Annotated in this window: 26 protein-coding genes; 23 read left to right on the top strand and 3 right to left on the bottom strand. The window is 61.6% G+C overall.

What is annotated here, in order from left to right; all coding sequences use genetic code 11:
- The first annotated feature begins 7 nt into the window (after positions 1-7).
- The 10 genes from A5483_RS08820 to A5483_RS08775 all read left to right on the top strand — a co-directional run bounded on the left by A5483_RS08820 (position 8) and on the right by A5483_RS08775 (position 7316).
- Positions 8-193 carry a type Z 30S ribosomal protein S14 gene (locus tag A5483_RS08820; RefSeq protein WP_003866515.1) on the top strand — a complete coding sequence of 62 codons (186 nt, stop codon included), beginning with the start codon at positions 8-10 and terminating at the stop codon, positions 191-193.
- Positions 194-355: 162 nt separating this feature from the next.
- Positions 356-763 carry a 30S ribosomal protein S8 gene (gene rpsH / locus A5483_RS08815; RefSeq protein ID WP_002514855.1) on the top strand — a complete coding sequence of 136 codons (408 nt, stop codon included), beginning with the start codon at positions 356-358 and terminating at the stop codon, positions 761-763.
- Positions 764-791: 28 nt separating this feature from the next.
- The gene (gene rplF, locus A5483_RS08810; RefSeq protein ID WP_003866494.1) at positions 792-1334 is read left to right on the top strand and encodes a 50S ribosomal protein L6; all 543 of its coding nucleotides are present in this window, start codon (positions 792-794) and stop codon (positions 1332-1334) included.
- Between the two features lies 1 nt (position 1335).
- Positions 1336-1719 carry a 50S ribosomal protein L18 gene (rplR, locus tag A5483_RS08805; RefSeq protein ID WP_002549943.1) on the top strand — a complete coding sequence of 128 codons (384 nt, stop codon included), beginning with the start codon at positions 1336-1338 and terminating at the stop codon, positions 1717-1719.
- 24 nt (positions 1720-1743) lie between these two features.
- Positions 1744-2391 carry a 30S ribosomal protein S5 gene (gene rpsE / locus A5483_RS08800; RefSeq protein ID WP_003866499.1) on the top strand — a complete coding sequence of 216 codons (648 nt, stop codon included), beginning with the start codon at positions 1744-1746 and terminating at the stop codon, positions 2389-2391.
- Positions 2391-2573 carry a 50S ribosomal protein L30 gene (gene rpmD / locus A5483_RS08795; protein ID WP_002549939.1) on the top strand — a complete coding sequence of 61 codons (183 nt, stop codon included), beginning with the start codon at positions 2391-2393 and terminating at the stop codon, positions 2571-2573. Before rpsE ends, rpmD begins: the two co-directional genes overlap by 1 nt.
- A 1-nt stretch (position 2574) precedes the next feature.
- A complete protein-coding gene (rplO, locus tag A5483_RS08790) occupies positions 2575-3015 on the top strand; it encodes a 50S ribosomal protein L15 (protein ID WP_003866448.1) in 441 nt (146 codons plus the stop codon).
- Positions 3016-3348: 333 nt separating this feature from the next.
- Positions 3349-5055 carry an ABC transporter family substrate-binding protein gene (locus A5483_RS08785; protein ID WP_063811634.1) on the top strand — a complete coding sequence of 569 codons (1707 nt, stop codon included), beginning with the start codon at positions 3349-3351 and terminating at the stop codon, positions 5053-5055.
- A gap of 182 nt (positions 5056-5237) precedes the next feature.
- Positions 5238-5924 carry a glycerophosphodiester phosphodiesterase family protein gene (locus tag A5483_RS08780; RefSeq protein ID WP_241497703.1) on the top strand — a complete coding sequence of 229 codons (687 nt, stop codon included), beginning with the start codon at positions 5238-5240 and terminating at the stop codon, positions 5922-5924.
- 12 nt (positions 5925-5936) lie between these two features.
- Complete coding sequence (locus A5483_RS08775; protein WP_052647617.1) at positions 5937-7316, top strand: MFS transporter; 1380 nt, start codon at positions 5937-5939, stop codon at positions 7314-7316.
- Positions 7317-7414: 98 nt separating this feature from the next.
- On the opposite strand, the gene A5483_RS08770 is transcribed toward A5483_RS08775, so the two are convergent.
- Positions 7415-8053, bottom strand: a complete 639-nt coding sequence (locus A5483_RS08770) for a hypothetical protein (protein WP_063811598.1) — start codon at positions 8051-8053, stop codon at positions 7415-7417.
- 170 nt (positions 8054-8223) lie between these two features.
- Between A5483_RS08770 and secY the strand changes: the two genes are divergently transcribed.
- From secY to A5483_RS12250, 12 genes are all read left to right on the top strand, one after another.
- Positions 8224-9543: a preprotein translocase subunit SecY gene (secY, locus tag A5483_RS08765; RefSeq protein WP_002549895.1), complete on the top strand. Its 1320-nt coding sequence runs from the start codon at positions 8224-8226 to the stop codon at positions 9541-9543.
- Positions 9540-10109, top strand: a complete 570-nt coding sequence (locus A5483_RS08760; RefSeq protein WP_002549926.1) for an adenylate kinase — start codon at positions 9540-9542, stop codon at positions 10107-10109. Before secY ends, A5483_RS08760 begins: the two co-directional genes overlap by 4 nt.
- A 1-nt stretch (position 10110) precedes the next feature.
- Positions 10111-10950: a type I methionyl aminopeptidase gene (gene map, locus A5483_RS08755; RefSeq protein ID WP_002549857.1), complete on the top strand. Its 840-nt coding sequence runs from the start codon at positions 10111-10113 to the stop codon at positions 10948-10950.
- Between the two features lie 206 nt (positions 10951-11156).
- A complete protein-coding gene (infA, locus tag A5483_RS08750) occupies positions 11157-11378 on the top strand; it encodes a translation initiation factor IF-1 (RefSeq protein WP_002514837.1) in 222 nt (73 codons plus the stop codon).
- Positions 11379-11456: 78 nt separating this feature from the next.
- A complete protein-coding gene (gene rpmJ / locus A5483_RS08745; RefSeq protein WP_002514836.1) occupies positions 11457-11570 on the top strand; it encodes a 50S ribosomal protein L36 in 114 nt (37 codons plus the stop codon).
- 377 nt (positions 11571-11947) lie between these two features.
- Complete coding sequence (rpsM, locus tag A5483_RS08735; protein ID WP_002549911.1) at positions 11948-12319, top strand: 30S ribosomal protein S13; 372 nt, start codon at positions 11948-11950, stop codon at positions 12317-12319.
- 71 nt (positions 12320-12390) lie between these two features.
- Positions 12391-12798: a 30S ribosomal protein S11 gene (rpsK, locus tag A5483_RS08730; protein WP_002514833.1), complete on the top strand. Its 408-nt coding sequence runs from the start codon at positions 12391-12393 to the stop codon at positions 12796-12798.
- A gap of 30 nt (positions 12799-12828) precedes the next feature.
- Positions 12829-13434, top strand: a complete 606-nt coding sequence (gene rpsD / locus A5483_RS08725) for a 30S ribosomal protein S4 (RefSeq protein WP_003866478.1) — start codon at positions 12829-12831, stop codon at positions 13432-13434.
- A 183-nt stretch (positions 13435-13617) separates the two neighbouring features.
- A complete protein-coding gene (locus tag A5483_RS08720; RefSeq protein ID WP_063811596.1) occupies positions 13618-14634 on the top strand; it encodes a DNA-directed RNA polymerase subunit alpha in 1017 nt (338 codons plus the stop codon).
- 304 nt (positions 14635-14938) lie between these two features.
- Complete coding sequence (gene rplQ, locus A5483_RS08715; protein WP_002549908.1) at positions 14939-15496, top strand: 50S ribosomal protein L17; 558 nt, start codon at positions 14939-14941, stop codon at positions 15494-15496.
- A gap of 114 nt (positions 15497-15610) precedes the next feature.
- Positions 15611-16828 carry a glycosyltransferase gene (locus A5483_RS08710; protein ID WP_002549884.1) on the top strand — a complete coding sequence of 406 codons (1218 nt, stop codon included), beginning with the start codon at positions 15611-15613 and terminating at the stop codon, positions 16826-16828.
- Positions 16828-17442, top strand: a complete 615-nt coding sequence (locus A5483_RS12250) for a hypothetical protein (RefSeq protein WP_003866458.1) — start codon at positions 16828-16830, stop codon at positions 17440-17442. Before A5483_RS08710 ends, A5483_RS12250 begins: the two co-directional genes overlap by 1 nt.
- A 15-nt stretch (positions 17443-17457) precedes the next feature.
- On the opposite strand, the gene A5483_RS08700 is transcribed toward A5483_RS12250, so the two are convergent.
- Entirely contained in the window at positions 17458-18831 is a 1374-nt protein-coding gene (locus tag A5483_RS08700) for an MFS transporter (RefSeq protein WP_193790468.1), read from the bottom strand.
- Positions 18832-19075: 244 nt separating this feature from the next.
- A complete protein-coding gene (locus A5483_RS11525; RefSeq protein WP_241497701.1) occupies positions 19076-25363 on the bottom strand; it encodes a beta-galactosidase in 6288 nt (2095 codons plus the stop codon).
- On the opposite strand from A5483_RS11525, the gene A5483_RS12165 reads away from it, so the two are divergent.
- Positions 25275-25460 carry a hypothetical protein gene (locus tag A5483_RS12165; protein WP_082864033.1) on the top strand — a complete coding sequence of 62 codons (186 nt, stop codon included), beginning with the start codon at positions 25275-25277 and terminating at the stop codon, positions 25458-25460. The two genes, A5483_RS11525 and A5483_RS12165, sit on opposite strands and share 89 nt — an antisense overlap.
- The last annotated feature ends 30 nt before the right edge of the window (positions 25461-25490 follow it).

The raw sequence follows: 25490 nt of genomic DNA, 5'->3' as shown, positions 1-25490 counted from the left end.
GGATCTGATGGCCAAGACAGCTCTGAAGGTCAAGGCGGCCCGAAAGTCTAAGTTCGGTGTCCGTGCTTACACCCGTTGCCAGCGCTGCGGTCGTCCGCACTCGGTGTACCGCAAATTCGGCCTATGCCGAATCTGCTTGCGTGAGATGGCCCACGCCGGTCAGCTCCCGGGTGTCACCAAGTCTTCCTGGTGACCGCGCGCGTCCGTCAAGGATGCTGATCCACGGGCCCGACAAGGCCCCCGGCGGGTTGGTAACCCGCCTCATACATACCTGAACAACACAGAAGGTCCCGGGCTAAATCCCACTAGGAGACGGCACCAGGGAAACCATTGTGAGAAAGAGGCCAAACCAGCCATGACCATGACTGACCCGATCGCAGACATGCTGACCCGTCTGCGCAACGCCAACCAGGCGTACCACGACCAGACGTCGATGCCTCACTCGAAGATCAAGGCGGGAATCGCCGGCATCCTCAAGTCCGAGGGTTACATCGCCGACTACAAGGTCAACGAACCCAAGGAGGGCGAGGTCGGCAAGACCCTGACCCTCACCCTTAAGTACGGCGAGAATCGTGAGCGTTCCATCGCTGGCGTTCGTCGTATCAGCAAGCCCGGACTTCGCGTTTATGCCAAGTCCACCGCCCTGCCGAAGGTACTCGGCGGCCTGGGCATCGCTATCATCTCCACTTCTCAGGGACTGCTTACTGACAAGCAGGCCCATGAGAAGTCCGTAGGCGGGGAAGTCCTCGCCTACGTGTGGTGACCGTCGACGAGACAGATAGGAGTAATCAATGTCGCGCATTGGCAGGCTTCCCATCGCCGTCCCGTCCGGTGTCGAGGTGAAGCTTGATGGGCAGTACGTGGAGGTGAAGGGTCCCAAGGGAACCCTGAATCTCACCGTTTGCGAACCCATCACCGTGAAAAAGAATGATGAGGGCGCAGTCCTCGTTGAGCGTCCCGACGACGAGCGTGAGAATCGCTCACTGCACGGGCTGACTCGGACCCTCATCAACAACATGGTCATCGGTGTGACCGAGGGCTACGAGAAGAAGCTGGAACTTCAGGGCGTGGGTTACCGCGTGCTGTCTAAGGGACCTAAGCAGCTCGAGTTCAACCTCGGCTTCTCGCACCCGGTGATCGTCGACGCCCCAGAGGGAATCACCTTCGCTGTCGAGAACCCCACGAAGTTCTCGGTTCAGGGCATCGACAAGCAGGTCGTGGGTGAGACCGCGGCCAACATCCGCAAGATCCGCAAGCCGGAACCCTACAAGGGTAAGGGCGTGCGTTACGAGGGCGAGAACGTCCGTCGCAAGGTTGGAAAGGCAGGTAAGTGACATGGCAAGCACCCTGACTGTTCGCAAGAGCCTGTCCGACCGCGCCAAGGCACGTGCTCGTCGCCAGGCCCGCGGTCGCAAGAAGATCTTCGGGACCGTCGAACGTCCCCGCATGGTCGTGACCCGTTCGTCGAAGCATGTCTTCGTTCAGGTCATCGACGATGTTGCCGGCAACACCTTGGTGTCGGCCTCCACCATGGAGGCTGAGCTGCGCGAGATGTCCGGAGACAAGACCGCGAAGGCGGCCCGCGTCGGCACCATCATCGGTGAGCGCGCTAAGGCTGCTGGTATCAACACGGTCGTCTTCGATAAGGCCGGGAACCAGTACCACGGGCGGATCGCCGCGCTGGCCGATGCGGCCCGCGAGGCCGGTCTCGACTTCTGACCCACGAAAGGCAAGTGAGCAACGATGAGTGGAACCCAGCGCCGCGGTGGCGGTGCAAGTGGTGAGCGTCGTGGCCGTGACAACCGTCGTGGCCAGAACGATCGCAACCGCAATCAGAACGAATATCTCGAGCGCGTCGTGGCCATTAACCGCGTCGCCAAGGTGGTCCAGGGTGGCCGTCGCTTTAGCTTCACGGCGCTAGTCGTCGTGGGTGACGGCGAGGGCAACGTGGGCGTCGGCTACGGCAAGGCTAAGGAGGTGCCCGCAGCTATCGCCAAGGCCGTTGAGGAAGCCAAGAAGCATTTCTTCAAGGTGCCGCTGGTCGGTGGCACCATCACCCACCCGGTGATCGGTGAGAAGGCGGCCGGCGTCGTTATGCTGCGTCCGGCTTCCCCCGGTACTGGTGTTATTGCCGGTGGCTCGGCCCGCGCTGTTCTCGAGTGCGCCGGCGTGCACGACGTGCTCGCCAAGTCCCTCGGATCCTCCAATGCGATCAACGTGGTTCACGCCACCGTCGACGCGTTGCGGCAGCTCGAGGAGCCCGAAGAGGTCGCCCGTCGCCGCGGCAAGTCCGTCGAGGACGTCGCCCCGGCAGCCATGCTGCGTGCACGCAAGGAGGCCGACGAGGCCGCCGCTGCTGCCCGCATGGAGGAGAAGGCGGGGGTTAACTGATGAGCAAGCTGAAGATCACCCAGATCAAGTCTGGCATCGCTACGAAGCCGAATCATCGTGAGACCCTGCGCAGCCTCGGACTGAAGCGCATCGGTGACACGGTCATCAAGGAAGACCGCCCGGAGTTCCGCGGCATGGTTCAGACCGTTCGTCACCTCGTCACCATGGAAGAGGTGGACTGACATGGCTATTGAGCTCCATGACCTCAAGCCCGCTCCTGGTGCCCACAAGACCAAGACCCGCGTTGGTCGTGGTGAGGGCTCCAAGGGTAAGACTGCTGGTCGCGGCACCAAGGGAACCGGCGCACGCAAGAACGTGCCCGAGTTCTTCGCGGGCGGCCAGATGCCGATTCATATGCAGGCCCCGAAGCTGGGCGGGTTCCACAACCCGTTCCGCACCGAGTACCAGGTCGTAAACCTGGACAAGATCGAGGCTCTGTTCCCTAAGGGTGGCAAGATCACCGTTGACGACCTGGTCGCTGTTGGCGCTGTGCGTGACAACGAACTCGTCAAGGTTCTCGGAACCGGCGAGGTGACCGTCAAGGTTGACCTCGTGGTTGACGCGTGGTCGAAGTCGGCCCAGGAAAAGATCGAGAAGGCTGGTGGCAGCGTTACCAAGCGCTGAATTCTTCTCGTCATGAATACGACCGCTTGACGATGGGAGGGATGGGAGACCGAACGGTTTTCCATCCCTCCCGTTTTTATCAACGGGTAGGGCACCAAACACGGCGTGCCGGGGGTAATTTGATCTCAGTGCCGCACGGGCGGGGTATGTACGATTACGCACACCGCGCGAACAGGAAATTGACGCTGCTCCTCGATGAGCTTGGGGCGAATTGTCCTGCTGGGGTGGTTTGATGATCGGCATAGTGGTTTCGTAACGTGTGATGTTCGGTTTGCGGCACACAAGCCGGATGATGACAGGAGCGTCCTGCCATCCACTTCGCTGGAGGACAACTTGCACAAGGCGATCGTGACCTCGGTAGTAGTGCTGGCCGTGTCGGCTACGGCACTCACCGGGTGCGGACAGAAGAACCAGTCTGGCGGAAGTAGCCAGTCAGGGGTGACATCGGAGTCGGCCCCCATGGCTCAGCTCAATGCGGTTGATCGGGATCAACTCAAAGACGGAGGTACGCTGCGTCTGGCCGTCGCGCAGTTGCCGACAGGGTGGAACCCCATGAACGAGAACGGCAGCACCACTGACTTGGCCACGACGATATGGCGATTCGTGGGTGTCACCAACTTCGATATCACCGAAGACGGCACCCCGAAGCCGAACCCGAACTACATCTCCTCGACGGATGTGGAGACCAAGGGCGGCAAGCAGATCGTGACCCTGCACCTCAACCCGAAAGCTAAGTGGAACTCGGGTCGCACCATTGACTACACCGATTACCAGGCTACCTGGAAGGCGAATAGCGGGTCCGCTCCCGGATTCCTGCCGACCAGCACCGAAGGCTTTAACCAGATCTCCTCGGTGGACAAGGGCGACAAGGACACCGACGTTGTCCTGACCTTCAAGACCACCTACCCCGACTGGGCGGCAACCCTGAATACGGTGCTGCCGAAGGAGGGTGTCTGCGATCCTGACACCTTCAACTCTGGTTGGAAGAAGCCGAACCCGGAGTGGTTTGCTGGCCCCTTCGTCCCCACCGGGGTTGACCAGGCGTCCAAAACTCTGACGGTCAAGCGCAACGACAAATGGTGGGGCGATAAATCGAAGCTCGATGCCGTCACGTTCAAGGTGATGGCAGACGCTGCCAAGGCTAAAGCTGTTGCTAACAAGGAGATCGACGTCGCCTCGAACATCATCACCAAGAGTGGCTACCAGACTGCTAAGAAGCGTCCAGACGTGGAGATGCGGCAGGCGGGTTCGCTGCAGTGGCGTCAGTTCACTTTCAATACTCAGTCGGCGATGTTGTCTGACAAGAAGGTACGTCAGGCTATCGTCAAGGGCATCAATCGGCCCGCGATCGCCAAATCTGACCTTGCTGGCATGCCGGTGAACTCCGACACCCTCATGCTTGGCAACCATTTCTTTATGCCAGGCCAGGCCGGATACCAGGACAACTCTGCGGACTATAAGTATGACCCGGAAGCCGCTAAGAAGAGCCTAGACAAGGCTGGTTGGAAGATGCGCGGTGACCATCGCGTCAAGGATGGTCAGACCCTCACCATTAGTTATGCCCAGCTGCCCGGCGTCCCTACCTCCGAGAATGAGGGCGCGCTATTTAAGCAGGATATGGCCCAGATCGGCGTGAAGGTCAACCTAGTCAAGACTCCGAGTGAGTCCTTGCCTCAGACCTTGAGCAGTCATTCTTTCGACGTTATTGCCTTCGCCTGGAACGGCACCCCGTACCCGACGATCAACGCCCGTCAGATATATGGCGCTCCGGCTGCAGACTCCAAGCAGCCCTCGCAGTCCAACTTCTCTCAACTTCTTGATCCAGAGGTTGAGAAACTCCTTGCGAAAATCGATGCCGAATCTGATGCCTCGAAGCGTCGCGAACTGACTAACCGGGCTGACAAGATTATCTGGGATGACGCCACAACCTTGCCGCTATACCGACGCATCTCCTTCACCGCTGTTCCGAAGAATCTGGCAAACTTCGGTGCCGCCACCTTCCAAACTGTGCACGCAGAGGATATCGGCTTCCAGAAGTGACACTGTCGTATCTGAGCTGAGAGCCGTGCCGGGAATGTTTTCCCGGCACGGTGTTTTTGCAAGGTTCTGCTACGGTTATGCCGCCGACGACGGCACAACTGTTGCACGCAAGGAGACCCTAGATGTCTACTCGACGAGTCATTGCGCACCGAGGATTGAGTTCTCGTGCGCCTGAGAATACGATGGCAGCTTTCCGGGCGGCTGTGGAAGCCGGTATCGAGTGGATCGAGACCGACGTTGACGTCATTGGTGACGGCACCGCGGTACTCATTCATGACAGCTCCTTGGATCGGACCACGAATTGTCGCGGCCGTTACAACGAGTTGACCGCCTCAGACCTACCCACCATTGACGCTGGCAGATGGTTCTCGTCTCAGTTCGCCGGGGAGCCATTGCCGCGGTTGACGGATCTCATCGACTTCATGAACGAGACTGGTCTCAACGCCAATATCGAAATTAAGTCGAATGAGGAGGGAGCTCGCAGTTCACTCCAGTTACGGGATTCCATCATCGCAGAACTCGAGAGACTCAAGCCTGGACGTCAGGTGATTGTGAGTTCGTTCAACCACGTGCTGTTGTCCAAGTTTAAGGAAGCGGCTCCGCAATGGGACGTGGCATGCCTGTATGAGACGGCGGCGCTCTACGACGATTGGCGTTCCATGCTGGAGTTGGTGGGAGCTACCTACATCCATCCTGAGGATTCTGCACTGACTGAGCGGAGTGTTGCGCGGTTTAAGGAGGCCGGTTTCCGAGTCAATGCGTGGACGGTCAACCGGGCTGATCGCGCGAATCAATTGTTCAATTGGGGAGTCGACGCAGTGATATCCGACGTCCCAGACCTGCTGGCCGGCGCTGTCGGGGCACGCTGAAAAGTGGAAACCATGGAGACAACTATTCCCTTAATTGACCCGAGCGTATCTGAATCGGGAAGACATCGCCGACTTCCAGTATTCTTGCGAGGCGCGAGAGCGGTGCCGTTCCTTACAGTCGTGCTGGCGGGCCAGTTGACCTATTCGGCATTCGAGGCTTTCAAAGGGTCACTTATCGTCCCGCTTACGAAGACACTCGGGATCGGGATCGACCAATTCGGCATCCTGATGGGGTGGCTCGGCATCGCGATGTTCCTCTATGTGCCGGGCGGCTGGATCAACAACCGTTTTACGGTTCGTTCGATTCTCTGCACGTGGTGTGCCTGGCGCCTCGGCACTGGTCTCATCCTGTTCTCCATTCCCCACCTGTCCTTCGACGTCATGATTGTCATCGCGGCATCGTGGGGTGTGTGGGACGCCATTGGATGGCCAGCCGTAGTCAATGGCGTCGCCTTCATGTCCGAAGACGCGGACAAGAAGGGTCGGGGCTTGGCGATGGGCCTGCTGGAGTCAATTCGCCGCGGTGTTGAGTTTCTGATGAACGTCGTGGTGATTGGTGCCTTGGCGCTGTGGTCTGGTCATACCACGGCGGTGATGCGCGGATTCGCGATCGCCTACACCCTCGTTCTTGTGCCGCTCATCTTCGCGTTGCTGCGCTGGGTACCTAAGAATGCCGTGGCGGGTGATGCCGTGGACAAGGGGGAATCAGCGAACATGGAGGCGCTGAAGGGTCTAGTGGCAGTGCTGATAAAACCCCGGGTGTGGCTAGCCGGCTTGGCTGGATTGTGCGTTTACTGGTGCTACGTCAACCTCATCTACTCGTCTGCACCCTACCTCTCACTGGTATTCAAGGCTTCTGATGCCATGGCCGGCGCCTTCGGTATCTTCAATACTGGACTGTTGGGGATCATTTCCGGGCTAGTGGCCGGGGTACTCGCTGACTACCTGTTCAAGTCATCGACCAGAATGATGGGTATCGCGTTGCTGATCACTGCGGTCGGTACCTTGGCAGTGCGGCTATTGCCAGTCGGTGACGGGATGATGTGGCCAGCCATGATCCTGCTAATGGTCATGGCACTCGGTATCTTTATGGGCAAGGCTGTGCTCTTGGCACCAGTCGCTGAATTGAACCTTCCCGAGCACATCAATGGGTCCGCGATGGCAGTGGGATCGTTCTTGGTGTATGCCTCGATCTTCTGGGCTAACCCACTTACCGCAAGAATAGTTGAAAAGCATCGCGGAAATGCCTATGTGGGATATCACCAGATCTTCATGATTACTCTTGTGGTGGCGCTAGTTGGCTCCATGTGTGCGTTTGCACTCGATCTGATGAACACGCGCGCCAAAAAGCGTGATGTCCAGGCGACTGGGATTGGCGAGGTGATCCAGTGACGGTGCCTGGGATGCTCGCCCTGAGCATTCAGGGGTATTGCAACCGAGCCACACCGGCGATTCATCGGCAGCGGTAGGCAATCGTCGCAGGTGGGGCTTCAGACGATGATGGCGGCTGCGATGAGCACTACAGTGACACAGATCGTCATCCAATTGGGGCGCACGCGGATCTCACTGTCATAGGGCTTTGTGCCTGAACCTGCGTCCTGGTGGCCTTCCGTGGAAGCGACCGCACTAGATGGGTGACGCTCGATCCGCTCCATCTCGATAAGACGAGCTGTCGAATGAGAGTCAAGGGACCACCTCATTGGCGCCTCAGAACCGATGATGATCTGGGGGATGTGGTCGGCGCTGCCTTTCATTGCGGTTGCTGCGCCACGAGCCGGGGCGGCCCACGCCGAGATCGTCCTCGACTCGCGCATTCCTTCGGCGTTCGGACGGCGCTCAGCGGTAAGGGACAGGCCCCAACGTCCCGTTGTGTCGGTGATCCGACACCAGGGCACATTCCAAATGCGGAACTGGTTGATGATGATCACCCCATCGTCGTCGATCCGGACCTCGGCTATACCCCAGATGATCCACAGCAGCCACACGAAGAGCAGCAGCGTCGGCAGATGCGTCAATCCGGCGAGGCCAGACCTGATGAGGTTCAGGACCGTCAGCACGATGATCACCGCCACGACGATCCCGACACCGATTCGCCCTCGATGCGAGGAGATGATGATCGGCGGTCTCATGGCGCTCCAGAGGGGGTCAGATAGGTGACGATGGACGGCGACGTGGGTATTACCCGCGTGAGTTGATAGACTACCCCCGCTGTGTCCATGCCCCCAGGCGTTTGCCTGCAGCGCGTCATTGGGGGTTGGATCTGCCTAGTCAGTAGTCCACGAGATGGGAGAGGGCCCGGATGCTTTCCGCCTTCGCCAATGCGTTCCGAACACCGGATCTTCGCCGCAAGATCCTGTTCACGTTGTTCATCCTGGCGGTTTTCCGGCTCGGGTCCGTCATCCCCGTCCCGAACGTCAACGTGTCGAACATCAACACCTGTGTCACCCAGGCAAGTTCCGGCTCTTCAGCCGGTTTGTACTCGATGATCAGCTTGTTCTCCGGTGGTGCCTTGCTGAAGTTGGCGATCTTCGCCCTCGGCATCATGCCCTACATCACGGCGTCGATCATCCTGCAGTTGCTGACTGTCGTGATCCCGAAGCTGGAAACCCTCAAGAAGGAGGGTGCCTCCGGCCAGAACAAGATCACCCAGTACACCCGTTACCTCACCCTGGTGCTTGGCCTGCTGCAGGCAACGGCCTTCGTCACGCTTGCCACCTCCGGCCGCCTGTTCACCTGCAGCTTGCCGGTTGTCTACTCGACCTCGGTCTTCGAGGTCGTCGTCATGATCCTGACGATGACGGCCGGTACGACCATCGTCATGTGGATGGGTGAGCTCGTCACCGACCGCGGTATCGGCAACGGTATGTCGATCATGATTTTCACCCAGATCGCGGCGCGCTTCCCTGACTCGCTGTGGGCCATCAAGGTCGCTCGAAATGGTGCCGGTCAGGCTCACGCCTGGTTCATTTTCAGCCTGGTGATCGCGATTGGTCTAGCCGTTATGGCTGCGGTCGTATTTATTGAGCAGGGTCAGCGACGCATCCCGGTGCAGTACGCCAAACGGATGGTGGGACGCCGGATGTTTGGTGGCTCGACGACGTACATTCCGCTCAAAGTGAACCAATCCGGCGTTATCCCGGTAATCTTCGCTTCGTCGATTCTGTACCTGCCGGTGCTCTACGCAACCTTCCGGCCGCAGACGTCCGCGGCCAAGTGGATTGGCCACTACTTCACGCGTGGCGACCACCCGGTGTACAACATTGTCTATTTCCTACTGATTATCTTCTTCTGCTACTTCTATGTGGCCATCACTTTCGACCCAGTCGAAATGAGTGACAACATGAAGAAGTACGGTGGTTTTATTCCTGGCATCCGAGCCGGGAAGCCCACCGAGGACTACCTGGCCTATGTGCTCTCGAGGCTGACGGCACCTGGGTCCTTATACTTGGGCCTCATTTCGATGATCCCGACACTCGCGTTCGTCTACCTCCATGCGAACCAGAACTTCCCCTTTGGAGGTACGAGCATCCTCATTATCGTGGGTGTGGCGTTGGACACCGTGAAACAGGTCGAAAGCAAGTTGCAGCAACGACACTACGAAGGATTCCTGTCATCATGAGATTGTTGATCATGGGCGCCCCAGGCGCAGGCAAGGGAACTCAGGCCACCGCTATCGCCGAGCACTACCGTGTGCCCGCGATTTCCACCGGCGATATGTTCCGTACCAATATCAAGAACGGCACCGAGCTGGGCAAGAAGGTCAAGGCCATCATGGACGCCGGAGACCTCGTGCCCGACGAATTGACCGATGCGATCGTTGTTGATCGGCTCAACGAGGACGATGCCGCTAGCGGTTTCCTGCTTGACGGCTACCCCCGCAATATGCACCAGGTTGAGGCTCTCGATGCCTACCTCAAGGAGCATGGTCAGCAACTCGACGCCGTCATCAGCCTTGACGTTGATCCCGAGTTGCTTACCCAGCGTCTGCTGAAGCGAGCTGAGATCGAGGGGCGTACTGATGACAATGAGGAGACCATCCGCAACCGGATGAAGGTCTACTCTTCCCAGACAGAGCCGCTGCTCGAGCACTATCGTTCGGCCGGTATCCTCGCCCCAGTGGACGGAGTCGGCGAGATCGACGAGGTGCGCCAGCGTATCTTCGCCACACTCGATTCGAAGAACTGACGTGTTGGGTCGCAACCGATTCCAGATCAAGACACCCGACCAGATCCGCACGATGCGGCGAGCCGGCCTCGTCGTCGCCGAGGGGCTGGAAGCCATGAGCGCGGTTGCCGTGCCCGGGGCCACCACTGCCGACATTGATAATGCTGGTCGGAAAGTCCTTAAGCAGCACGGTGCTGGATCCAACTTTCTCAACTACGGGGGCGATTGGGGTTTGCCGCCCTACCCGGGTGTTGCCTGTGTAAGCCCCAACGAGACGATCGTCCATGGCATCCCCGGCGAACGTGAGCTTGAAGAAGGCGACATCGTCTCCATCGACTATGGAGCCATCGTTGATGGGTGGCACGGAGATGCCGCCCGGACTGTTCTGGTGGGAGAGGTCAGCGAGGAAGCGCGGGTCCTATCCGAGGTGACCCGGGAATCGATGTGGGCCGGTATCGCCAAGGTCGCGCCTGGAGCCCGCATTGGTGACATTTCCGCAGCGGTTCAGGCATCACTGGAATCCCACGACCGTGATTACGGCATCATTCGTGAGTACACCGGCCACGGTATCGGTACCGAGATGCACATGGATCCGGATGTTCCCAACTGGGGGCGGGCTGGGCGTGGCCCGAAGATCGTTGAGGGCATGGTGTTGTGCATCGAGCCGATGGCCACCCTCGGCACGGAGGACGCCGCAACCCTGGACGATGAGTGGACCGTTGTTACGGTGGATGGCTCGTGGGCTAGCCACTGGGAGAACACGGTCGCCGTAACGAGTGATGGGCTGTGGGTGTTGTCGGAGCCCGACGGCGGTCAAGCTGAGCTCCAGAAGCGCGGAGTGGCGTTCGGGCCTCTCGACTGAGGCTGATCTGTCGGGGGTTCTGGATCAATGTTGCGGACTCCCGCGGATGGGTATTGGGCTACCGCGTCGTCGAGGGTCATTGACACTCCCGACAGTCGTCAATTTGGGATGGTGCGACCGAAAAGGTATCGTTACGTGTTGGCTCCGTGTGTGCGGGGCCACAACCACGCCCGCAGGGGGTGTGGGTAGCGGACAGATGGGATGTAATGGCCAAGAAAGAGGGAGCACTCGAGCTAGAGGGAACTGTCGTTGAAGCATTGCCCAACGCCATGTTCCGTGTCGAACTCAAGAATGGGCACCGCGTTCTTGCCACGATCAGCGGCAAGATGCGTCAGCACTACATCCGAATCCTGCCGTCAGACCGTGTCGTCGTCGAGCTATCGCCCTACGATCTCACCCGCGGCCGGATCGTCTACCGCCATAAGTGAGCTGCGGCTCACTGCCAAGCGCTTAGCGGCGCACCACCCAGGTTCCCACTAGGGGACCGTTACGCGAAAGAGAATCTCATGAAGGTTCAGCCGAGCGTCAAGAAGATCTGCGATAAGTGCAAGGTCATTCGTCGCCACGGCCGCGTGATGGTCATCTGCGATAACCCGCGCCACAAGCAGCGTCAGGGCTGAGCCCACGCCGCGACGGGATCGCAGATCGTCATCGTGACGGTCAGCAGGAATGCAGGGGTTCGACCCCTGAGGTCCACCGTCAGGCCCACCACCCAGGTGGGAGCGGTGAACAAATGAATTCCACAATTGAAAACGCACTGGCTGCACACGCTGGTGCAGACCTCCCGGGCAATGCTCGGGACACCGTGGAAGCACGTCCCGAAACCCCGCTCGAAACCATCGAGCACGGATTCGGGCCACTACCCCCGGACGAAGGCCGGGGCCTCGTCGGACAGTCAGACACTGTCCATCGTTCACAGGAATGACGAGGGCGCTCCACGCCGGACACCTTCGCGGCCCGAGCGATACGGGTCGAAGGAATAAGAAAGGGATGCCACATGGCACGCCTCATCGGAGTCGACCTGCCGCGCGACAAGCGCCTCGAGGTCGCCCTGACCTACATCTACGGAATCGGCCGCACCCGCGCCACCGAGACCCTGAAGGCCACCGGAATCAGCGGTGACCTGCGCGTCCACGAGCTGACCGATGATCAGCTGGTGGCATTGCGTGACCACATTGAAGCCAGCTACCACGTCGAGGGAGACCTTCGCCGTGAGGTGGCTGCCGACATCCGCCGTAAGATCGAGATCGGCACGTACCAGGGCCGTCGTCACCGCAGCGGACTCCCGGTTCGTGGTCAGCGCACCCGCACCAACGCCCGTACCCGCAAGGGTAAGAGAAAGGCCGTCGCTAAGAAGAAGGCCAAGTGAGTCATCGCCTACCGGGCACTCACCAACCGTCATTGACGCGCAGATCACACTGATTTCAGGAGAGACATCACATGGCTACTGCAGGCCACAAGGGTGCACCCAAGACCAAGGTGCGCCGCAAGGAGAAGAAGAACGTCGTCGCCGGTCAGGCGCACATCAAGAGCACGTTCAACAACACCATCATCGCTATCACTGACCCCTCGGGTGCGGTGATCTCGTGGGCCTCGGCCGGCACCGTCGGCTTCAAGGGCTCCCGTAAGTCCACCCCGTTCGCCGCCCAGATGGCTGCTGAGGCCGCTGGCCGTCGCGCCATGGAGCATGGCATGAAGCGGGTTGACGTTTTCGTCAAGGGTCCTGGCTCCGGCCGTGAGACCGCCATCCGTTCCCTCGGGGCCGTCGGCTTGGAGATCGGTCCGATCTCCGATGTCACCCCCGTTCCGCACAACGGATGCCGCCCGCCGAAGCGCCGCCGCGTCTGACCCACTCCGAGAGCAAAGGACTGATATACAATGGCCCGTTACACCGGCCCCCTTACCAAGAAGTCCCGTCGCCTCGGGACTGACCTTGTCGGCAACGACAAGTCCTTCGAGCGTCGCCCGTACCCCCCGGGTGTCCACGGACGCGGTCGCACCAAGGACTCCGAGTACTCGCTGCAGCTGCGTGAGAAGCAGAAGGCGCGTTACGCCTACGGCGTCTTGGAGAAGCAGTTCCGTCGTTACTACGAGGAAGCAGACCGTGCCCAGGGTAAAACTGGTGACGTCCTGCTGCAGATCCTTGAGTCGCGTCTCGACAACGTTGTGTACCGCGCCGGCCTTGCTGCTACCCGTCGTCAGGCTCGACAGATGGTCAGCCACGGTCACTTCCTGGTCAACGGCAAGAAGGTCAACATTCCTTCCTACCGGGTGAGCACCCACGACATCATCGACGTTCGTGAGAAGTCTAAGGACCTCCACCCGATCGTCGTCGCTCGCGAGACCTTCGAGACCCGCGATATCCCGGCATGGCTCGAGGTTCGCCCCAATAAGGGACGCATTCTCGTCCACCAGCTGCCCGCTCGTGACCAGATCGTCATCGACGTCAACGAGCAGGCTATCGTCGAGCTCTACTCGAAGTGATGTAGGCAAGCCCCTCGCAACCCCCGTCAGTTCTGGGGGATCGCGAGGGGCGACCCTCGACGTGGCGGTTCGCGGTTTCCGGGGCCGCCACCCCCTCACAATCAAATATCGCGGCGGGAACCCCCGTCATCTTGTCCCCCTCTGCGCCTTCATATAGCGGTTGGCGCGAAAGGTAGAAAAAATATGCTCATTGCACAGCGCCCCACTCTTACCGAGGAGTCCATCTCCGAGTTCCGCTCGAAGTTCGTTATCGAGCCTCTGGAGCCGGGCTTCGGATACACCATCGGCAACTCGCTGCGTCGTACTCTGCTGTCGTCCATTCCAGGCGCCTCTGTGACGAGCATCAAGATCGAGGGAGTTCAGCACGAGTTCTCGACTATCGAGGGTTGCGTCGAGGACGTCACCGAGATCATTTTGAACCTCAAGGGCCTTGTGCTCTCCTCGGAGGAGGACGAGCCAGTTGCCATGTACCTGCGTAAGTCCGGTGCTGGTGAAATCACCGCTGCCGACATCAACCCGCCGGCGGGCGTGACCATCCACAATCCGGAGTTGCACATCGCGACCCTCAATGACGATGGCCGATTCGAGATGGAACTCATCGTCGAGCGTGGTCGCGGCTACGTTTCCAGTGCCCTCAACGACGATCCGAACGGCGAGATCGGTCGCATCGCCGTCGACTCGATTTACTCCCCAGTCCTCAAAGTCACTTACAAGGTCGAGGCCACCCGAGTCGAGCAGCGCACTGACTTCGACAAGCTCGTCGTTGACGTCGAAACCAAGCCGTCCATCCTCCCTCGCGACGCCGTTGCCTCCGCTGGCAAGACCCTCGTCGAGCTGTTCGGACTGACCCGCGATCTCAACGCTGAAGCTGAGGGTATTGAGATCGGTGCCGGCCCAGTTGACGAAGAGTACGCCGAGAGCCTGAGCACCCCGGTCGAGGAGCTCAACCTCACCGTTCGCTCCTACAACTGCCTCAAGCGTGAGGGCATCCATACCGTTGGAGAACTCGTCTCGCGGTCTGAGCAGGACCTACTGGCCATCCGGAACTTCGGATCCAAGTCGATCGACGAAGTCAAGGAAAAGCTCACCGAGCTTGGTCTGGCCCTCAAAGACTCGGCTCCGGGGTTTGACCCGCTCGCCGCAGCTGAGGCCTATGACGAGGCCAACGACGACGATTACGCGGAGACTGAGGAGTACTGATCGTTTAAGGGCAAGGGGGGCGACCCCCTTGCATCCCCCGTGTGGGTTGGCTCTTTGTTGTAGTCGCAGGTGTGCTGTTGGTTGTGTTTGGGGTTGACCTAGTGGGGAAAGGTTGCGAGGGACGACCCCGGCACCGTGACAACTCAAGATTTTCCTCTCTTCGGAGGGGAGGCCAGGGGGGTGGACCCTGGCCACACCCCCACCCGTCACATGATGGGGAAGGGGAGGGGAGGACACCCGTCCTCCCTCAGCCGGACCGCGGCGGGTCCACCTGCCCGCCACACCGACACACAAGGAGAAAACAATGCCGAAGCCCACAAAGGGCCCCCGCCTTGGCGGATCCCCGGCCCACGAGCGCATCATCCTGCGCAACCTGGCCAGCCAGCTGTTCGAGCATGGCCACGTCGTGACCACCGTCACGAAAGCCAAGCGCGTTCGCCCGCTGGCCGAGAAGCTCATCAACCGGGCTAAGACCGACACCGTCGCTAACCGCCGTTTCGTGAACCGCACGATTACCGACCGCGGTATCGTGCACATCCTCTTTACCGAGATCGGCCCCCTCATGGAGGGTCGTGACGGCGGCTACACCCGTGTCACTCGCATCGGCAATCGCAAGGGCGACAACGCTCCCATGGCCGTCATTGAGGTCGTTACGGACAACGTCGCTCCGAAGGCTCCGGCTAGCGCTGCTGACGCTAAGGCGCAGATCAACGCCGCTACCGAGGCCAAGGACGCCGAACCCGAAGCTTCCGACGGTGAGGCTGCCACTGAGCACAACGCTCCGGCCGAGAACGCCGCTGCGCAGGCCCCCGTGGCCGACGAGCAGGAGGCCGCGGAGGCTGAGGAGAAGTCTGAGGCCTGATCCTCCTTCACAGAACGCCGGTTCCCCTAAGGGAGCCGGCGTTTGTTATGCCTGCGGGGCTGCCAGCCTAACCCCTAGTGTCGAAAGCTCACGATCACCACATAGGCTAGACGGGTGACGACCCTTCGTATCGCTCAGCTCGCCAATTTTGTCGGCCCTGTGTCCGGCGGTATGAAGGTGGCTATCGACGCTCTCGGAAAGGGTTACGTCGCGGCCGGTCACGAACGAATCCTGGTGATACCAGGCCCCAAAGACCGCATCACCGAATCAGAATCCGGCATCACCGTCGAGATTGCCGCGCCGCGTGTCTCCGCGGGTTACCGCATGATCGCTACGCCCTGGCGAGCTCTTGACATCCTTGACCGCTTCCATCCCACCTCCATCGAGTCCTCTGACAAGTGGACCCTTACTCCGGCGTCCGGCTGGGCGTCACGTCGCGGCATCGGATCGGTGCTGTTCAGTCACGAACGGCTTGACGACATGCTCACCATGTGGGTTCGCCGACAGTTCGGCGTCGCAGCTGCCGTTGCCGCCCTCAACCGTCGTCTCTCCAAGTCTTTCGACGTCGTCGTCGTCACCTCCGATTACTCCGCAGGTGAATTCGCCGACACCGGCGCCCGCCTCGTCAAGGTGCCCCTCGGCGTCGACCTAGAGACCTTCAACCCCGACAAGCGTGAACTAGGTCTGCCAACTCCGCGCCCCGACGGCATCTTACGGCTGTGCTACATCGGTCGGATGAGCCACGAGAAAAGTCCCCAGCTGGCCGTCGCGGCCGCAGTCGAATTGCACCGACGCGGGATCCCCGTGCGCCTCGACATGTACGGGGTTGGCCCAGATGCTGAGGCTATGAAACAGCAGGCTGGTGACGCTGCGGTCTTCTTCAACGGCTTCGTCGAGGGACGCGAAGAAGTCGCCCGACGTTTCGCCGCAGCCGATATCTCAATGTCGGTGTGTCCCGCAGAAACTTTCGGGCTAGCTTCCCTAGAGGCTCTCGCCTGCGGCACCCCAGTCGTTACCGCGAACCGGGGTGGCGCCCACGAGATCGTCGACGTGACGAGTGGGGAGGCCGGCAGCCCCGACGCCGAGGGCCTGGCCGACGCCACCCAACGCCTGGCGGCCAGACTTGGCCCAGAACTGCGGGACGCGGCGCGACGGCGAGCTGAGCAGTTCACCTGGGACGCCAGTGTGGAGGCCATGCTGGCGATCCATTCCGAGCTCGCTGCGACTCCCGGTGCCCGGCCCTACTGGAAGCAGCGTTTCGAGGACCGGCGCAACGCGCGGCGATACACCCACGACCCCCTCGCCCCGATCGACGACTCCCAGGAGCAGTGATGAAGAAGATCCCACTTGTGCTGGCCGGCGTGGCGGCTGCCATCACCCCCGTCATCCTGGCGGCCCCCGGTCCGGAGCCGGCCCAGCGATCTATGCACACCGTCGACGACGTTGTCGCTGCTTGCCGGGCGTCCGGGAAGACGGGTTGGGATCTGGTTAACGAGGCCACCGGTCTCGTCTATCGGATGTACACCCACTATTCGTGTTGGCACCTGTGGCTCAGCCCCGCAGCCTCGCTAGAGGCTGGCCATGGCCATTCGGGTCAATACAACATGGTGCTGGGACAGATACTTGAGCAGCTCGGGTTTCAGGTTCGTCCAGTTCATGCCGCACGGGTCCGCCTAGAACACCACCCGTGGTACCACACCGGACACAGCTGGCTCCGGGTGATACACCAGGGCAAGGAGCTCGACGTCTGCGCTTCGCGCCCAGGTAACACCGCGGGCAGCGTCGCCTTTGTCCCCGTCACCGAGGTGCTCGACCGCACCCGGCTCAACAGCATTGATACCACTGTCGCTCTGGCCCCGATCGTCATCGCCACCGTATGGAAGTCCTGGCTGACGGGAGCGGGAATCCCGAGCTGGATGTACCGGCCATTCGGGCTGTCGGCCTAACTGGCCGGTCCGGGATCAGGCCTGAGACAACTCTCCGGTTGCTGTCTTCGTCAGGGGACGGTGCATGGTCTCAGGTGCCATCATTTGGCCGGTCACAGCGCCAACGACGCATAGGCTTGCCGCGATGACCATGCACCACTTGATTCCGATTGTCCCCATGCCAATGGGTAGCAGGTAGGTGCCGAGGAAGGCACCGATGCGGCTGACTGCTGACCCGAACCCCACACCACTGGATCGGATGTCGGTGTCGAAGATCTCCGCGGGGTACACCGCAGTAAGAATGTCGCTGTAGGAGTTGACCAAGGCGAAGAGCGCCAAGCCCACTACCAGCACCCACGACGGCGCGGTGGTCCACAGCCCAACAACGAGAAGAACTGCAGTCTGCACCCAGAACGGCCCGATGAGCATGCGCCGGCGGCCGATGCGATCGATCGCCAGTAGGCCGATGGCCGCGCCAACGACGCCAATGGTGTTAGAGAGCATTGTGCCGCCAGCTTGAGACTTCACATTGAGGGATTCCAGCACCCTCGGGGCGTAGGTGAAGATCGCGAAATATGGGGTAACGATGCACGTCCAGAAAATACAGACGAAGACCGTGCGCCGCCGTTGACCCTTGCGGAACAGTTTGCGGTAACCGTCTCCGTCCACCGACTCCTCGCCGAGCTTCTCAGCGGCGAAAAACGCCGGACCCATGTGCTTTTCGACGATCGCACGCGCTTCGGCCTCGTGGCCGTGACGCAGCAACCAACGCGGGGATTCCGGGAGACCAATTCGCAGGCCTAGCACAATGAGGGCTGGGACGACTGAAGTGGCCAAGATGACCTTCCATGACACCCCGGACCACAGCAGCGCGTACCCCAGTAAGACAGCGATGAGGAAGCCGATGCGCCAGCACAGTTCGAGGAAGGCTAGCTTCGATCCGCGTTCCCGAGCCGGAACGAACTCTGAAAGCATCGGTGCTCCGATTGAGTACTCGGCACCGATGGCCATGCCTAATAGGAATCTGAGAATCGCTAGCGAGACTCCACTCATAGCGAAGGCCTGCCCGACGCCGATAGCGATGAAAGCAATAATGTCGACGAGGAACATCTTGCGGCGCCCGAACTTATCGGTGAGGTAGCCGAAGAGCGGGGCACCGATGAAAATGCCCAGCAGGCTCGCAGCACCGACGAGACCCTCCATGGCGGCAGTGAGCCCGAGATCTTGATTGATGTGCAAAATGACGACGCTGATGACGCCCAAGTCGAAGCCGTCGAGCCCGCCGCCGAAAGCGGTGGCCGCTGTGACGTGGCGGAGGAATCGTCTGGATTCGGCAGAGATCGGTGCCGACGCGGATCGTGTGTCGGGCGTCAAGCTGGTGGTGTTCGTGAGCGGGGTGTTGGCGGCCATTGTGGCAGCCCCTTCCGGTGGCGGACAGTACACCACGAAGCGATGTAGAGCGGACCCGCCGGTCGATCAATACGCCGTTCCGTGGTTCTAGGACCGTTACTGAGGTTCCGGCCCGTCTATTCACCGTACTGGTAATGGGGGTCGCGGCGCTGAGATTCGAGGGTGATGCGAGGCCCGCCCCGGGCACCCCGGTCAAATGTGGACACCGCTGGTTACGCGTGCATCATGAAAGGAGCCCTCGTCTCTAGCGCCCCGTGGGAGAAGGTTCGGGGGTCGCTTTACAGTGAGCCGGCGGGGTCCACGTGTGCGCCGTCGGCTCGTGCCCGGGCTGATCAGCATGGCCGTTCGCGAGGCCGCCGAAGGTCACCTCACCGATCGCCGCTAAGGGCTGGGAGGCGTCCTGAGGTGAGGTCATCGTGATTCGCACGTACCGTGCGTCCGCCGGTATCGGGAGGCTGACGATCGTCGGGTAAGAGCTAGAGGGCAAAGTGACTGGTTGTCTGCCGGTCCAATGGGAACCGTTGGTTGAGAACTCCAGGACGAGGGTCTTGACTCGGCCGTTGGGATTGCCCTGGCGGGAGACCCACCTCATCGCCGACAATGCGTATTCGTGACCGAGGTCGACGGTCAAGGTGTGCGGATAGGTCGCAACGGGTGCCTGCCAGCGAGAGTGCCAGAACGTGTCCGGATTACCGTCAACGGCGGCCGCAGCTCGGCCATTGGGAGCGGTCTCGTTGCTTGCCTCACTGGAAGCCTTAGCGGTGACTCCGTGCGTGATGGCGTTGGGGAACGGCGGCGTCTTGGACGTGACCGTGAACACCTTCTCCACGAAACGTCCGTCGGGTCCAGCGATGCGCAGCAGGTGCCCTCCGCTGGGGGTCTGATAGGCAATGGGGACATCCTGGGTGCCCGAACCGGAGGCGTCCGTGTGCACCGTGCCGATCCTGGTGCCATCGATGAGGACGTCGACCCACGTGTTCGGTGTCAGGTGCGTGAACGAGACGCCGAGTCGTGAGTCGTCGCGGACAGAGCTGCCGGAGGGGAAGGAGACAGTCGGTTTGTCACAGGGGTCTACGACAGGGCCGGTGGGTTGTGCCGGGACTGCGTCGCGAACCGTCACCGAGGTGGCCAGGACCCGTCCGTCCGACAGGTTCACCGTGATCGGGAAGGTGCCGGTGTGGCTCCAGGTGTGCCAGATGCGCAGGTCATACCGCCCTCCTGCGGTTAGCAGACCACGCCGATGCTGGTCGACGAACCGTACCTTCTGGACGCCACCTTCGGCTCCCAGGTCGACGGTTGCGGTGAGGCAACCCGTGATCGTCGAGGCGGACGTGCCATCGGCGTCCGCGGTGGAGTCGGCGGTCACCGACGAGCCGTCCGGGGAGGCCTTCGTTCCTGGCGCTGCCAGGGTTGCGAGGGTGACCTCACTGCGGCGACCCGGTGCGGTGACGCTCGGGGTGCCGGCAGCATCGCTGGCCCATCTAACCTCAGGGGTGTCGTAGAAGTTCGACTGCATGGCCAGCAGGCGTGCACCGTCGTCGGCCATACGGTTGAGGAAGCCGCCGACCGATCTGCGCGACTGCGGTGTCCAGCCGATCTCGGCATGGGCGAGGGCGCGGGGGAAAGCCAGATACTGTGACTGGCTGCCATTGCGAATGGTCTCCGACCACTGCGGTCCCTCTAACCCGAGGATGTCATTGTCGGTGGTTTTAGGGATGACACTCGCAGGATCCCAGTCGTAGTAGGTGCGCAGCCCACCGTGGCCGTTTGAGGCCCAGACAAGACCGATCGCGGTGTCGGGAGTGTACTTCTGGTCCAGATAGGCGGCGTCGCTCTTCGAGATGATGAGTTTGGCTCCCCTCTCCCTGACGGCGCGACGGGTGTTCTCGGTATCACCGACCCAGTACTGGATGGCGTCGCCCGCGGTCACACCGCCGATGGAGTACTCGTTCCAGCCAACCGGCTTTTTGCCGAGGCCATGGACGAGGTTGACCACCCGGGTGACGAATCTGACGTACTGGTCGTGTGGGGTCGAGTGGGATTCGTCGGCGCCGACGTGGAGATACGGGCCAGGGGTCATTTGGGCGATCTGCCCGAAGATGTGCGCGAGAGCCGTCCAGGTTTTGGGATTGTCGACGTCCAAGGAGGAGTACCCGACGGCGCTGGTGCCGTTCTGCGGCACTGTCCCGTAAACCGTAGCCTCCGGATGCGAGTTAGCACTGTTGAGTTCGGGGAAGGCGTGCAACATTGCGTTGGAATGGGCCGGCGAGTCAATCTCGGGGACCACCATAATGTGTCGAGCGGCGGCATAGGCGACGATGCTGCGGTACTGCTGCTGAGTGTAGAACCCGGTGCGGCCCAGCTCGTCGCGGTAACCGTGTTCCTGGGTGTCCATTGCGGTGTGCCCCGACACCGAGGTGAGTCGTGTGTAGTCGAGGACGTCACCGGGCTTGCGGCCCTTGTTGGTGATTTGGATTCGCCAGCCCTGGTCGTCGGCCAGGTGCATGTGCAATACCGACATCTTGTGGGCTGCCATGACGTCGAGTTCTTTCTTGACCTCGGCAACGGTCAGGAAGGAACGTGCCGGATCAAGCTGGACACTGCGGTAACTGAACCGTGGGGCGTCGGTGATCGTGACGGCTGGGGCCGTCCATGACCGCATCATGGGCCGGGTGGACTCGATGAGCGGCGGGAAGAGCTGTCGGATCGTCTGGACGGCGTCGAAGAGACCATGGTCCGTCACAGCCCGGGCGGCGATAGATCCGGTCCGTGAGACGAGCGAGTATGCCTCTTCCTGTCGGGTGTACGTGCCGATTCTGGTGTGTGGGTCGACGGTCAGGCTGATGAACGAGTCGTGACCGCTGCTACTCGGGACGATTGGCAGGGGGAAACCGGTGGAGCGACGCAGGATCGCTGCCAGGAACTTGGCGCTGTCGCTGGCCTGACCTTTGGCGACGATGACGGTGGAGTCTTTGAGGGTGAAGGGTGCGCCCCCGTCGACCTTGAGGGAGGCGGGCAGTGGCACCAAGGACGGCACGGCACCTGTGGTGGGGTCGGGCGTCCGTGGGCTGTAAGCCGGTGCCTTGTTGAGGGCCCCGACGAGGGAGCCGGTGACTGAATGGGTCGGCTCGACGGTGATCGACGTAGGACCGGAACCTGCCTCCTTGGCAGCCACGGCGACAGCGATGGTGTTTGGACCGTGAGGGTCGATGAACCCGGCGGGGATGACGAAGCGGGTCTGTGGTCCGACGTCACCGACGTAGACGCCGGTGTTCCAGCCGTTGACGAAAATCGTTGCCTGAGAATGGTCGGCGCCCACCCCTGCGGGGCCCCTGCCGTTGCCGGAAGGCTTGACGACCACCTGGAAGGTGGTGTCCTGACCGGTGGGCACCGCCAGGTTGAAGGTGGAGCGGTACCAGCGAATACCTGGATGGTCGGCGGTCATCGTCGTGGCTGTCGACCAGTCCTTGTCGGGCATGCCTGGCAGATACCATCCGGCGCGCTCGCCATATAGGCCACCGTTGTTGTACATCGTCCGAGCGGTGTCGCCGGTCTGCTCGGTGCTCAGGGCACCACGAACCCGCCAGGTGACCGCCCCCTTCGCAGGCAGACTGGCGGAATTGAGGCCGCGGGACTGACGCGACAACCCGTTATCGGACCAGTCGAGGTTCTGGCCGAGGTTGTGGACGACGACGGCGAGGACGACCGGATCACCGGCCTTGACCGAGGAGGGGAGCTCGATGCTCGTCGTGTTTCCGATCGCGCGATAAGCACCGGCGTAGGTGCCGTTGATCCAGACCTGCATGGAGGCTGGGTCGACGCCACTGGGCTTGGGTGCGCCCTGAGCGCCGTTGGCGTTGAGCTTGAGCGTACGTGTCGTACCTGCGGTGAAATGAGCGCGGTACCAGACCGAACCCTCGTGGAAACCGAGGAGGTTCGAGTCCAGGGCAGTGCCGCCGAGCGTCGGCTTCTGCCATGGTGTGCGTCCTGTGGTGGCGCTGGCCACCTTCCACGTCGAGTCGTCGTAGCCTTTGGCGGCCTCCGGGGCCCCTGCCTTGGAGACCCAGTGCAGGGTGGGGGCAGAAACGGCGGCCGGGCCGGGTACTGGAGCGTCGGTGAGGCGTGGCAGAGTCTGGCCGTTCCAGCTTGCCGAGGTGATGGCGGCATCCGGGATGACGGAGACGGTACCGGGCTTGGTCATCTGGCCGGTCAGGGCGACGGTGCTGCCGTTCGTGACGGCCTGGCCAGCGAGGTAGGCGCCCTCGACGTCGGTGTGCACCGTGTGACCGTTCCGGGTGCTCTCGAGTTGCCAGGTGGTGCGGGCGCTCTGACGATCGATGACGCGCAAGGTCAAGGCGTCGTTGCCCTCACCGACGCGGATGTCGAGCGGGGTGCCGGTGTGGGTGTAGTTGAGGCGGAGCTGACCGGTGGTCGCATTCCAGACAGTCCGTATGCCGGAGCCGCGAACCGTGGGCTTGGAAGGTCCTGCCTTGAACTGCAGGACGGTCTCACCGGAGTCGCCGCGGTGACCGACGAGGTATTCGACGGTGCCGCGTCCGGAGGTGACGACCGGGGCACCGAATGGCTGGGAGGTGGTGTAGAGCACGTGGTGTTTGCCGATGGGGAAATCGGCGGCCATCATGAGAGTGTCACGGCCGTGCAGACGGAGGGTCGTGGAGGTGTCCTGCGGGATACGGTCCCACTGCCGGGCCGAGGCCTTCTTGCCGGGGGCGTTCGCCGCTGAGCCGTCGGTGACGTGCAGGGCGTCGAGGCTGACGATGGTGCCCGTCCCGCCCTGCGCCGCCTTGCCGAGATTGGTGACGGTGAGGGTGTGGTGCCCGCCGGACAAGCCGGTGAAATCGTGGAGTACTTTCTGGGCAGGGCGATTTTGGTCGGAGTCGACGTGACCGGTCGCTTCGACCGGGGCGCCGTCGTCGATGCGAAGGGAGACCATGCCGTGATTGGTGCCGGTGCCGGAGACGACAGAGATACCGGTGCCGTTGAAAGCGAAGGTTGCCGTGTCCCCCTTGCGCGACGAGACCGTCACAGTTCTGCCCGAGGCGCCGGGATCGCTGCGTCGCACCCACGAACCCTGGTACGAGATAGCGGGATCCCGGTCGTCGACGACGTGCTGACGGTTGGCGGAGCCGTCGGAGTCAAGATCGAGCGGGGTGGTGAAAGTGGTGTCGGTCGTCGCGTTGGAGTCGCCCAACCGGAAGCCGATGAAGCGTGGCCCGGTTCCATTGATAGTGCGCTGGTACGCGTGGACGGGGGAGCCCTTGACGTCTGTGGGCTCGGGGGCGTTCACCGGATTGGTGGCTGCCAGCCATGGCAGGGCGCGCTGGAAGTAACCGATCTCTTTTTGCACCGCGACTTTGTCGGTGAGGGTGCGTTCTTCGTTGAGGGCGGCACCGTAGTCGTAGGAGGTGAAGCCGGAAGCGGGGGCTCCTGTCCATCCCCAGTTCGTCCCGCCCTCGAGCATGTAGTAGTTGAATGCCGTGACGCCATTGCCGATGGTGGAGACGCCCCATTGTCGGGTGAATGCGGGATCGGCGAACGTGGCGCAGGTGGCGGGGGTAAAGGGAGCTCCCCACGGGGTGAAGGCTCCGCCCTGGGCTTCGGTAATGAATTGAGGGGTGGCGGGGGCCATCGCCCGGAACTCGGCTTCATGGTCGCTCAGGGCGTTGCGTTTGCCGTTGCATGTGAAACCCAGTGGGTAGGAGTCGTAGGCGTAGAAGTCGGTGCCGTATTTTGAGGTGTCGGAGAAGTGTCCGGCCATGGAGTAGTCGTTGGTGAACAGCGGGACTGTGATGCCGTCGGCCCTGACGTAGCGCGTCAGTGCTTTGAGGAAGGTGGATCGGTCGGAGCTCTCGTCGAGTAGCTCGTTCTCGACCTGGTACATGAGCAGGGAACCGCCGCCGGTCGTCACCTGGTGCTTGCGGGCGATGGTGTCGAAGGCGTGCAGCCACTGTTTCGAGCGCGCGAGGTTTGCGGTGCCACGCAGTGGCCCGGGCTGGTTGCTCATGGTGGCGGGCAGACCGCCCATGGAGACTTCGGCGTTGATGTAGGGGCCGGGTCGGGCGATGACGTACAGACCCTCTTCTTCAGCGATGGTGAGTAGCTTGTCGATGTCCTTGATGCCGGAGAAGTCGAACTTGCCGTTGATGGACTCCTGGTGCAGTCCCCAGAAGAAATACAACGAGATGGCGTTGAAGCCGTTTGCGCGGGCCTTACGCATGACGTCGCGCCACGCTTGTTGGGAGGGGAGGCGCCAGTAGTGCAGCTCTCCGGACCAGATCGATAACCGGGTGCCGTCGATGGTGAACGAGTGCTTGTCCCAAGTGACCTTGTGGGGTCTGCCATCGTTGCCTGGGAAAGTGTAAGGCACCGATGGCGTCGCCCTCGGCGCCTGTGACGGCGGCGTCGCCGCAGCTGTATGAGGTGTGGCGACAAGGGAGGTCAAGGCACAGGTGGCTGCGGTCAGTGCGGCCACCGTCCTGGACACGGAATGGCGATGCTCGGCTTTGCGCATGGACGGCTCCGTCATGTGGACGAGCCACCTCTCGGTGGGCGCGGGGCGTCAGTGCCTCACGCGCAGTCGAAGGTATCAGCGGTATGTGGGAGTGTGAGTTCAAGCGCTCAGTTCGGGTGCACGATCC

Origin of the sequence: Cutibacterium namnetense (assembly GCF_001642025.1) — a bacterium.
Taxonomy (GTDB): domain Bacteria; phylum Actinomycetota; class Actinomycetes; order Propionibacteriales; family Propionibacteriaceae; genus Cutibacterium; species Cutibacterium namnetense.
This window is presented reverse-complemented; position numbering and strand designations above follow the sequence as displayed.